This is a genomic window from Flavimarina sp. Hel_I_48, assembly GCF_000733945.1.
Lineage (GTDB): Bacteria > Bacteroidota > Bacteroidia > Flavobacteriales > Flavobacteriaceae > Leeuwenhoekiella.
The window spans coordinates 1,055,001-1,067,513 of the sequence record NZ_JPOL01000002.1; the positions used below are offsets into that span (position 1 = coordinate 1,055,001).

At 40.5% G+C, this 12,513-nt stretch carries 4 protein-coding genes, 2 tRNA genes and 2 rRNA genes (1 of these 8 cut by a window edge); all 8 read right to left on the minus strand.

What is annotated here, in order from left to right:
• Window positions 1–988 (minus strand): 23S ribosomal RNA (locus P162_RS04780); it reaches 1,840 nt to the left of the window's first position.
• Window positions 989–1,253: 265 nt separating this feature from the next.
• A tRNA-Ala gene (locus P162_RS04785) sits at window positions 1,254–1,327 on the minus strand.
• Window positions 1,328–1,470: 143 nt separating this feature from the next.
• Window positions 1,471–1,544 (minus strand) — tRNA-Ile (locus P162_RS04790).
• 154 nt (window positions 1,545–1,698) lie between these two features.
• Window positions 1,699–3,224 (minus strand): 16S ribosomal RNA (locus tag P162_RS04795).
• Together the 16S and 23S rRNA genes with 2 tRNA genes alongside form the textbook arrangement of a ribosomal RNA operon.
• An 813-nt stretch (window positions 3,225–4,037) precedes the next feature.
• Window positions 4,038–5,999 (minus strand): putative porin, encoded by a 1,962-nt coding sequence (locus tag P162_RS04800; protein WP_081868377.1) that lies wholly within the window; start codon window positions 5,997–5,999, stop codon window positions 4,038–4,040.
• Window positions 6,000–6,268: 269 nt separating this feature from the next.
• Window positions 6,269–7,636, minus strand: coding sequence for a RagB/SusD family nutrient uptake outer membrane protein (locus tag P162_RS04810; protein ID WP_031426099.1), 1,368 nt, complete (start codon window positions 7,634–7,636; stop codon window positions 6,269–6,271).
• 6 nt (window positions 7,637–7,642) lie between these two features.
• A complete protein-coding gene (locus P162_RS04815) occupies window positions 7,643–10,705 on the minus strand; it encodes a SusC/RagA family TonB-linked outer membrane protein (RefSeq protein ID WP_031426100.1) in 3,063 nt (1,020 codons plus the stop codon).
• A gap of 294 nt (window positions 10,706–10,999) precedes the next feature.
• Window positions 11,000–12,505 (minus strand): RagB/SusD family nutrient uptake outer membrane protein, encoded by a 1,506-nt coding sequence (locus tag P162_RS04820; protein ID WP_031426101.1) that lies wholly within the window; start codon window positions 12,503–12,505, stop codon window positions 11,000–11,002.
• Window positions 12,506–12,513 lie beyond the last annotated feature (8 nt).

Consider the following 12,513-nt stretch of genomic DNA (forward strand, 5'->3'; position numbering starts at 1 on the left):
CATGGACCTTAGCACCCATGCCCTCACTGCTGATCAACATTTTATAGCATTCGGAGTTTGTCAGGAATTGGTAGGCGGTGAAGCCCCCGCATCCAATCAGTAGCTCTACCTCTATAAAACTATAAATCAACGCTGCACCTAAATGCATTTCGGGGAGTACGAGCTATTTCCGAGTTTGATTGGCCTTTCACCCCTACCCTCAGGTCATCCCAAGACTTTTCAACGTCAACGGGTTCGGTCCTCCACTATGTGTTACCACAGCTTCAACCTGCCCAAGGGTAGATCACACGGTTTCGCGTCTACTCGACCCAACTCTGTCGCCCTGTTCAGACTCGCTTTCGCTACGGCTCCGGTCCTTAAGACCTTAACCTTGCTGGATCAAGTAACTCGTAGGCTCATTATGCAAAAGGCACGCCGTCACCATTATGGCTCCGACCGCTTGTAGGCGTATGGTTTCAGGGTCTATTTCACTCCCCTGTTCGGGTTCTTTTCACCTTTCCCTCACGGTACTGGTTCACTATCGGTCTCTCAGGAGTATTTAGCCTTAGCGGATGGTCCCGCTTGATTCATACAGGGTTTCTCGTGCCCCGCACTACTCAGGATACCACTATCGTTACATTCTTTGCCTGTACCGGGCTGTCACCGTCTATGGCACCGCTTTCCAACGGCTTCCAGTTCTGTCTGTATTGAATGTTGTGGTCCTACAACCCCGGACGGCCCGTGAGCCGCCCGGTTTGGGCTAGTCCGGTTTCGCTCGCCGCTACTACCGGAATCACTGTTGTTTTCTCTTCCTCCGGGTACTTAGATGTTTCAGTTCCCCGGGTTTGCCCCTTGCGGGTAACATACCTTCAGTATGCTGGGTTGCCCCATTCGGATATCTGCGGATCAACTTGTATGTGCCAATCCCCGCAGCTTTTCGCAGCTTATCACGTCCTTCATCGCCTCTGAGAGCCTAGGCATCCCCCATACGCCCTTGTTTAGCTTATTGTACTAATTGCTCTTTCAAGGGCACAGGTATTAACCTGGCCTTTTGTATTCGTATTCTAATGAGTTCTATCTATAATTTCAGCGGGCACCTCCCCATAACTAACATGGCAAGCCATGTCACGTAAGGTAAATGCCCACTTGCATTTGTTTCTCTCGTATTCTTAAATTATTTCCCAATATGTCAATGAACGTTTCCCCCTAGCCCCCGAAGGGGGATAAAGGATCCACCTGTTTTGTCCCTCCCCTTGGGGAGGTCAGGTGGGGAGTGGAGAATATCGGAGTCGAACCGATGACCTCCTGCGTGCAAGGCAGGCGCTCTAGCCAGCTGAGCTAATCCCCCATTATAATAGTAAATTGTCAACCAGTTATCAGTTAACAGTACTTATAACGGCTACCCAACCTCTAAAATTTCCTTCAGTATTTATATATGAACTTGTGTCTCGGTAAAATTACCCTCGACCTCCCGCACCCTAAGGCACAAAGTAGTCTCAGGCAGACTCGAACTGCCGACCTCTACATTATCAGTGTAGCGCTCTAACCAGCTGAGCTATGAGACTGTCCCATTAATCGGTGGAGTGGCCCCTTGAAAAGGGCCATCCTCCCGAATAATATCTTGAATTGACAACGGAAAAAAATCAGCGACCGTCTTGGCTATGGGAACAACAATACCCCTGCGCCGTGTCTTTCCCGCCAATGGCGGGGAAGCTCTAGAAAGGAGGTGTTCCAGCCGCACCTTCCGGTACGGCTACCTTGTTACGACTTAGCCCCAGTTACCGGTCTTACCCTAGGCCGCTCCTTGCGGTGACGGACTTCAGGTACCCCCAGCTTCCATGGCTTGACGGGCGGTGTGTACAAGGCCCGGGAACGTATTCACCGCATCATGGCTGATATGCGATTACTAGCGATTCCAGCTTCACGGGGTCGAGTTGCAGACCCCGATCCGAACTGTGATAGGGTTTATAGATTCGCTCCTTCTTGCGAAGTGGCTGCTCTCTGTCCCTACCATTGTAGCACGTGTGTGGCCCAGGACGTAAGGGCCGTGATGATTTGACGTCATCCCCACCTTCCTCACGGTTTGCACCGGCAGTCTGGCTAGAGTTCCCGACATTACTCGCTGGCAACTAACCACAGGGGTTGCGCTCGTTATAGGACTTAACCTGACACCTCACGGCACGAGCTGACGACAACCATGCAGCACCTTGCAATCTGTCCGAAGAAAAGGGTGTTTCCACCCCTGTCAGACTGCATTTAAGCCCTGGTAAGGTTCCTCGCGTATCATCGAATTAAACCACATGCTCCACCGCTTGTGCGGGCCCCCGTCAATTCCTTTGAGTTTCATTCTTGCGAACGTACTCCCCAGGTGGGTTACTTATCACTTTCGCTTGGCCACCCAGCCCTCAATCGGGCCGGACAGCTAGTAACCATCGTTTACGGCGTGGACTACCAGGGTATCTAATCCTGTTCGCTCCCCACGCTTTCGTCCCTCAGTGTCAATATATTGTTAGTAGCCTGCCTTCGCAATCGGTGTTCTATGTGATATCTATGCATTTCACCGCTACACCACATATTCCAGCTACTTCACAACAATTCAAGACCTTCAGTTTCAATGGCAGTTCTGCGGTTGAGCCGCAGAATTTCACCACTGACTTAAAGGTCCACCTACGGACCCTTTAAACCCAATGATTCCGGATAACGCTTGCACCCTCCGTATTACCGCGGCTGCTGGCACGGAGTTAGCCGGTGCTTATTCTTACGGTACCGTCATCGGACCACACGTGGTCCTTATTCTTCCCGTACAAAAGCAGTTTACAACCCGTAGGGCCGTCTTCCTGCACGCGGCATGGCTGGATCAGGCCTCCGCCCATTGTCCAATATTCCTCACTGCTGCCTCCCGTAGGAGTCTGGTCCGTGTCTCAGTACCAGTGTGGGGGATCTCCCTCTCAGGACCCCTACCCATCGATGCCTTGGTAAGCCGTTACCTTACCAACAAGCTAATGGGACGCATAGCCATCTTATAGCGATAAATCTTTAACCTCCTAGGCATGTGCCAGAAAGGTGCCATAGGGTATTAATCCAAGTTTCCCTGGGCTATCCCCTACTATAAGGTAGGTGCTATACGCGTTACTCACCCGTGCGCCACTCGTCAGCGGGAGCAAGCCCCCCTGTTACCGTCCGACTTGCATGTGTTAGGCCTGCCGCTAGCGTTCATCCTGAGCCAGGATCAAACTCTTCATCGTAGTGTCTTATATACTATCCACGATGCAGGGATTGTCGGTTCCCCATCGCCCAAGGGCGACGGTTTGCTCAAAAATGGTCGTTAATGTTTTTCCTAATTCGTTCCCCTCAATGAAGAGGTTCACGCGTTGTCAATTCAATATTTCAATGAACCGGGACCAATGAAGATCCCACTCTTGCCGCATGGAGGGCTTCGAGACCCTTTCCAAATTACCACCCTTTAAAGCGGTCATGCTTGTCTTTGTTGCCCTCACAGTGCGTGTGAAAGCGGCTGCAAATATACAACCTTTTTTATTTACAAACCAAATAAAATTTTAATTATTTTTTTTGGTTAAAAGTTGAAATTTCCTCTCTGAACTTACCCTGAATAACTTTCGTTATTTTGGGAGTGCAAATATACAAAACTTATTTATATCTGCAACAATTTATTTTCAAAAATTTTATTTCTTTTTTCAGTGAACATCCGACTCACATTTTGTTCGTGTTTCGGGACGGCAAATATACAACCTCTTTTCGTTTAGAAGCAAGCTTTACAACAGATAATTTCAAATAATTTATAAAACGTTAATCCCTAGTAAATTATATTTTACAAATCTTTCAGACAACTTAAAATAGTACTTTAAAAAGGTATTTTTGAGTTCAAAAGGCCTATTAAAAGGGTCTTTTTACCAATTTATATGTATAAGATCGTTGTATTACACTTCTCTATATAGCAAACTGGAACAGTTTAGTGCAAAACAAGACTGTCAAAAGATTTTAATACTTCACAGTATAAAGAAAATCAAACGTGGATAAGTCTAAATAAATATCTTTAATTATAAAAAGAAATTCCAAACCAAACCAAACCGTACTATAAAATCACGGTATGGATAGCCGGGTGCACTAAAGTAATCATTACCGGTAAAAGAAGAGTTTACATGTTCAGCAATAAAAAATACACGTGTTTGCTGAATTTTCATATTAAAGAAAATATCAATTAAAGGGAATGCACCAATATTTGTATCGTTCTGAACATAGAACTCTGCTAATACGGGATCATAAGCATTTATTGAATACGCACTAAAATATTTAAAATTTACACCTGTCTGAATAAATAGTGCTTTATCAAACCATTCATCTGTATAATACAATGTATTGCGGATCGTAAGTTCTGGCACATTCATATAATCGGCACCACTACTTACATTTTGATAAGCGACCGTATTATCAAGTGATAACTTACCGTAATTAAATTGCTTGTGTGCTTTTACCTTCCAATACGATACGCTTTCACCTGCCTGAAAAGAATTTACCAAAGTATCTGATGGATCAATAGCAAAGTAAGCATAGTTATCTATGGATGAAAAACTAGCTTCGAGATCCATCCACTTTTCAGATTTTATACCCACTTTCAGCGTATTTGTCTTTACATTACTATACTGAGGTTCATTAAACCAATTGTAATTGCTGTAACTACTTTGATACAGTAAGTGATTGAAATTAGCAGCCCTTGAGTTTGCAATGAGCTCCGCTTCAAATTTTGCCTTGTTTTTCCAATTATAAGATGTCTGGGCATGCAGGTTATACCCGTCAAAAGGACCACTAACGTTTATTTGTGCATCTGTTCTAAAATCAAAAGTTCCTATTTTTTTGTCATAATTGGCCCCAGCTGCGATTATATCTCCCGTAAGCCTATTCGGGATACGATCGCCAGTTTCTAATATAAGTACGGAATTGTAACCGTAATCATAATGGCTATGACTCAAACTGGCTCCAAGCTTACCTAAGATAGGGTTAGAAAATACTACTGATAACTGATTATTAAAATCTTCCAAATCTACGCGATCCCTTAAGTTAGATGCCTGAAAGGAATCTCCAAAAAGTGCCGAAGGCGAAGTCTGATCATAGCGGTAAAATTTATCAGTAAAATTCAACCGGTGACTTACTTTGAAACTATTGCCTGGCACGGAATCTCTTTGAAGAAGTAATTCATAAGAATGGTCAATAAAAAACCGCTTTCCTATCATAATATTTTCGGCATCTTCAAAATTCACAGCAAGGGTAGAACGGTCGTCAAATTGACCATCGTTACTTTGGAAATTCAAAAGCGCTTGCTCTGTTATTCCGCCATTTTCATTGTTCAATAAATCCTGTGCCGCAAAATGCGCCTTTAGATTGTAACGCTTGTCTTTAGTATGGTAACTAAAAGCAAATCTAAAATTGCCAGTGCTTGTTAGAATATTCTGATACTTCCCAAGACTACGAGACCCTTTGTACCCTATAGAAAAATTGAACTGTTTACTTGTATTCATTGTATAAAATGCATCCAGGGTCTGCCCCTGCTCAAAAACACTTTTAAAGTAAAGTTCTGTCAGCGGCGTTGGCACTTCATAATAGTGAATATCTTCAACTTCCATATAATTGAAATGCTTCGCACGTGCACCAAATAATGGCATTGAACTTTGCTCATCAAAAGTATAAACCAGCGTATTATAGGTTTGACCCGTATTTGCAAATGGCAACAGCTCAAAATTATCACGCCTAAGGTAATTGTATTTGTAAAACTTTTCTATAGTAAGTGATGTATCCACCACGGTAGTGTCATTCTCAATGGATATAATTTTGTATAGATCTACCGGAGGCCTGGGGCGTTTATCTTTTTCGTTGGGGTCTTTTCTTAGGGAACTTCGTTGTGAACTCTCATTTTGAGTAGAGGTACTATCGACGGTTCTTACCTGAGCATAGGCTTGAATAAAAGAGATAAGCAAAAACCCTAAAAGTGTAAGCGTGTTTTTCATTCATTTGTATTAAAAGCAAATGTATAGTATTTAACGAAAATATGATTTTAAAAGTATGGCAAAAGAAAAACCACCTATTTGAAAGTAAAACAATACAATTTAGGGTAGAAACTATAATAACACCAAAATATAGCCTACCACTTTCAAATGTATATAAATTCGAAATATTAGGGTTTTCACCAATCAAGATTCTACTGGCATTCCCTAAATGCAAAAAACCGCTTCATATTTAATGAAGCGGTTTGTATAATTATTTATTTTCAATTCCCTTAATTTCCGTAACCCGTGTTTTGTGTAATGTTTGAATTCGCATCTATTTCACTAAGAGGGATAGGATACGCCATTCGATAATCACCATAGGGAACAGTTGCGGCAAGGTTTTGAAGTGGAGATACTTTTTCTATATCCATTTCATTTCGCAGAAGATCCCAATAATAAAGGCCTTCAAATATCAGCTCTTTCCTTCGTTCTAAAAGAATGGTATCACTACTAGCTACTGTGTAAGGCTCAGCATTACGAGCAGCAGTCAGCGTATTTAACCAAGTTAAAGCCTCTCCACTCTGACCTAGTTTAAACAGCGCCTCAGCATAAGCAAGTACAACCTCCTCATATCTTATTACGCTAATATTCGCTTCTATATTAGGGTATTTACCAATATTTCTTAACATATCATCCTCATAACCAAATATATTCAACCTAACATCATCTTCATCATATATATCCAAAACTTCTGGAATCACTTCAATATCACCATATGTTGAGCCACGGTAAATAAAATCTATTCTATCAGAACCAGGATAATCAGTTGTACTCTGAGCGATTTCGAAGATTGAATTTACTCCTCCATCTTCATCAAAAGAGGTAACATAAGTATCTGCTGGAGCTATTGAATATATTCCAGATTCAATAACCTGTTCTGCTGCATCACGCGCAACTTCCCATCTTTCGAATTGAAGTGCTACACGCGATTCAATAGCTTTTGCACTATATTTTGAAATAAACTCCTTTGAAGCATCAAAATAATTTGGATCCATAAGGTTGAAGGCTTCTTGAAGATCCCCTAAAATATTATCTACGTTAGAAGTTATGGAGCCTCTCGATGGAAAATCATCCCCTCCCTTAAACGCAGTTACATAGGGCACTCCCAAATCGCCACCTACATTTTGCTGACCATAGGTTAATAATAAATCATAGTGTGCCAATGCCCTGATAGCATAAGCTTGTCCTTTTATATGCTCTCCGTAAGCCAGGTCCCCGTCCAAAGTAGATACATCAGTAGCAATAAGGATATTCGCAACAGCGATTACAGAATATGCATTGTCCCACATATAGGTAGAACTGGGCAAGTAGGCAAAAGCGGCCTCTGTAGTAAATCTGCCTGAACTACCATTTGCAAATACATTTGGAGTACGTACCTCATTGGTAACAAGATAATCCCTGCCGTAATAGCCTGCCTGAGAAAATCTATTGTAAGCCCCTTTTACAAGTCCTTCCATATCCCCTACAGTAAGAATGGCATTATCAGATCTTTTTGATTGTTCTAAAGAAGGATCCAGATCCTCAGTAGTGCAGGATCCCATCGCGACTAATGCCGACATCAGAATTGCAGTATAGAATTTATATATATATCTTTTCATATCAATTTAAAATTTTAAGTTAACACCAAATACAACGGACTTAATAGGAGGAGTTGTTATACTCGTAAAACCAGTTGCATCAACTTCTGGATCGTGAGATAGATTATCGTCCTTGACCCATGTATAAAGATTTGTACCCCTAACAAATAATCTCGCACTACTTACACCGATATTTGCTAAGGCATCTGCATTAACATCATATCCTATTGTAACATTTCTAAGGCGGAAATAATCACCGTCATGCAAAAATTTAGAATTGTAAGTCCAGGGCTGATATTCATCTACTACCTTGGCAACACGGGTGATATCACCAGGCGACTGCCATCTATCTAATAAATCAGTATATCCATTATACGTTTCTGTAGTATATCTATTACCCTGATTTAAATACCGGTGCCAAGATTCGTAAATTTTATGTCCCCCTGCATAATATCCTGAAGCATCAAGGAAAAACCCTTTAAAATCGACATGAAGATTTATCCCAGAAGTCAAAGTTGGCAGCGCACTGCTACCTTGATAAACACGATTTGCCTGTGTATAACTTGTAGTAACTTCACTACCCACTCCATCAGTATAATACGTATCTACACCAGTTGCAGGATCTACACCAGCCCAAGTAGGGAGGAACCATTCATAAACCATAGTTCCAGAAGTAGATCTTTGATAAGAAGAATTAGGATTAGTAACCGGGATTTCTACACCATTGGCATCTAGTGAAACTTCAAGAACTTCGTTCTTTACCGTTCCAATATTTCCTCCCAGGGTAATATTAAAATCATTAGAACGTACCACATCGACACTAAGTTCAGCTTCAAAACCTTTGTTTTCCATTCGTCCTACATTCCTGGTTTGTTCAGAAAATCCGGTTGTGAACGATAATGGAACCTCAAGTAATAAATCTTCAGTTTCTCTTCTATAATAAGCAAACGAACCGGTCACTCTATTTTGGAACAAACCAAATTCTACACCTGTATCAAAAGTATAGCTGGTTTCCCAACTCAGGTCTTCGTTACCATAACCTGCGGGATAAGAAGCTCCAGTGCCTGCGTAATCAGCATCATAGTTGAACAGCACCTGATAAAGATTAGTATCTATATTTGCATTACCTGTCTTACCATAAGATGCGCGAAGCTTTAAATTATTTAAAAGGTCGTTGTTCTTAAGAAAAGATTCCCTATGTAAATTCCAGGCAGCTCCTACAGACCAGAAATTACCCCAACGGTTTTCATTGGCAAACCTTGAATTCGCTTCTCTTCGATAGGTACCGTTTAAAATATACCTACTCTGATAATTATAAGAAGCAGTACCTAAATACGATGCCACTGCCCAATCATTGAACTGAGAATTTACGCCTGTAGGATTACCCGCGGAAGCAAGATTGGTAAGACCATCGGTAACAAAGTTATCCCCATCGGCAGAAAGATAGCGACTATTGTATTTTTGATATTCCTGAAGCAATTTGAAATCCATATTATGATCTCCAAGGTTCAGAACATAATCTAATGAGTTCTGAAAAACATAAATAGCACTATTTCTACTGATCTCAAAACTACCTCCATCGGTATCACTACCATCACCTGAAATCCTATTGTTGTAAGATTTGTAGTTGTAAACCTGATAATCTATTGATGCTCTTGAAGTAAATGATAAACCCTCAACAGGAATATCCCATCTCAGTGTATTATTGGAAAGAATACGCGTCAAACGCGATTGATCTATATCATTTTCTGCGATGTAAAGAGGATTAGGTAAGCCAGTGTTTAAATTATATGATCCATCGTCATTATAAGGCTGATCTAAAGGGGACATGAAATATTTCGCACTATGAGGTGATGAAAAGTAAGCGCTACCTTCTAGAAGACCATCCTGAAAGGAATGCGAAGCGGTATTAGAAGAACTAAATTCAAAATCATCAGATATTTTTTGAGTAACATTCAATGCTCCTGAAATCCGTTCAAAATCTGCACCCACAACGGTAGCTTCCTGCTCATAAAAGCCCAAAGAGGAATAAAATGTATGATCCTCGCTTCCGCCATTTGCTGATATTGTATGTTCCTGAATCGTTGCATCCCTATTCGTTACAACATCCTTCCAGTTTGTACTTGGTCGTCCGGCAGCATTCCATGCTCCATATCCAGCACGGTCACCTAAGGTTTCCACAGCGTACGTTCTTGCTTCTGCCATAGAACTAAGCCCATAACTATTCATCAAACCTTCGTAATATAATGTCTCACGTTGGGATCCAGACAAAGGTTCTGGCCCATCTATCGCGTTATTGGTAAACCCGTAGTAAGAACTTACACTTATAGCAGTTTTCCCACTCCTACCTGATTTTGTTGTAATAACAATAACACCATTTGATCCCCTTGCACCATAAGCAGCAGTTGCAGACGCATCTTTAAGCACTGTCATACTCTCAATATCATTGGAGTTTAAACTTGCCAAAGGCGAAAGTGAAGATGTTGCGAGAGCATCACCTGCGCTATTCGTTGCAGAATTGGTATTTATAATAGGAACACCATCAATAACGTAAAGCGGCTCATTACCCGCTGTTATCGAACTCACACCTCGAATTCTAATGTTCTGTACGGCACCAGGAGTACCAGAGGAACTAGAAATTTGTAAACCCGCAACTTTACCCTGTAAAGCCTGATCTACAGAAGCCATTGGAGTTTGTTGAAGTTCATCAGAGTTAATTTGAACGGTAGATCCTGTAAGATCCTCGCGTCGCTTAGAAACATACCCCATGACGATGACTTCTTCAAGTTCTCCGGTCTCCACTTGTAAAGATGCATCATAGGTGTCTGAATCCCCTATTAAAATCTCTGTAGGCTTAAAACCTATATAACTCAATACCAAAGTGGAACCTCTTTCGGCAGATATGGAATAATTCCCATCAAAATCTGTTTGAGCACCTTTTGTAGTACCCCGTACCATAACACTTACACCCGGCAAGGGCATATTTTCATTATCTGTCACCGTACCGGTAATCGTTTTTTGTTGCGCAAAGGCAAACTGTGTCAATAGGAAGAACCCCATGACAAAATACCATGTAATTTTTGTTTTCATATGAAATTGTTTGAATTAGCCTATTGCAAACATGAAGTATTTATTTCTTGTTTACAACAATTACAATCACAAACAATAAATATTCAGAAATTAATATTCTATAAGCTTAAAATTTAAAAATCCTGATTTTATCAAAAGAAATCTAATGAAATCCGAAATCATATCTTAACATGGATTATTTTGAAATAAGTAATGCCGTATTTGTATAGATTAAAATCCATATTTAAAAGAACAGGTTTCAAAAAAAAACCACCGCAGTTGCGGTGGTTTTTAGATACTTCGATAAAAAAAACCTTAATTTTGACTTGTAATATTATTGTTATCCTGTATTTCTTGTTGAGGAATTTCAAAAGTCATACGTTCATCATCAAAAGAAATCGATTCTCCTACTAAGGATAAGTGATTAGCACCTCTTTCTACTGTACCTCGATTACGTTTTAAGGCCAGGTATGTTTTTCCTTCCCCCCAAAATTCTAAACGGGTCTGTTTATATATTTCATCTATCAGATTTTGTCCGCTCAAAGCATCAACAAATGATGGATCGTCAACTCTAGTAGAAACAAAATCTTTAAGTGCAGATTTTGCAGCACCTTCTTGACCTGATTGTGCTAAGGCTTCAATATTTAACAATACAATTTCCTCGTATCTCATATAAATATAGTCTGCTTTAACAATTTGAGAACTACCAAAGATAACCCTATCTGAATCATAGAATTTAAATAAAGGTTGTAAGTATCGCGGAGATTCTGAATCATCTAAAAATTGTTCTCTTCTAACATCATCCTCGGACATACTATTATAAAGATTTACATCCATAGCTTTATTATCACCAATAGCCGCGTACCCATAAGAATATGCATCAATCTGCCCCCACCAAGATACAAGAGATAAACCAATATCATTATTAAGATCCACACCCCACATCCAACCAGTGGCATTAACATCATTGAAACCACCTTTAATTCCATTTACTGTAGAAGTTGTATCCATAGGTGACGCAGTAGTATTTGCAAGAGCGTTTTCTGTTACTGTTACTACATCTTGCCATCTGTCTCTTCTAGAAGCGAGGACATAACCTAAAATGGTCTGCGCAATTGCCTTATCTACTTGTGTTTTTGACGGTCTAGCATATCCATCTAAAAATTCAATTGCTTTATTTAAATCATCTTCCATAAGTGCATACACTTCGGCAGTTGTTGATTTAGGATTACCAACAAAACCGGGCTCAGTATATATTGGTAGTGTTTCTGAATTAAAAGAAGCTTCTACATCATTTATCATGTATTGAGATAAATAAAAGTAAGAATGCGCACGCATGGCAAAGGCCTGTCCCAATGTATATTTGTTATCTTCTGACTCAGGAACAGCATCGTTACCTCCAAAACTATCAATTATCAAATTCGCTTGATTAATGATTCTATAATAGTAACGCCAAACTTGATAATTCTCATTTCGTGTAAAGTCTACTGGTGATTGATACTCTGTTATAGACGATCTATACCAGCCGTAACTACTAGTAGTCAAAGCCATATCACTAGCAAGCATATCTCCATAAATATCAAAACCTTTCTGTCCAAAATCAGTCTGAGAGGTTGTACCCCCAGTCCCTGTTGTAAACATGGTAGCGTAAATACCCGTTAGAGTACCTTCACCCAATTCAGGATTTAGTTCAATTGCATCAGCTAACTGTTCTGAATTAATAATTGATCCGGTCGGTTGTTCGTCTAAGAAGTCATCTTCGCAACCTATTAATGAAGCCAAGCATGCTACACCTATTATATTTCTAATATATTTTTTCATGATTATAT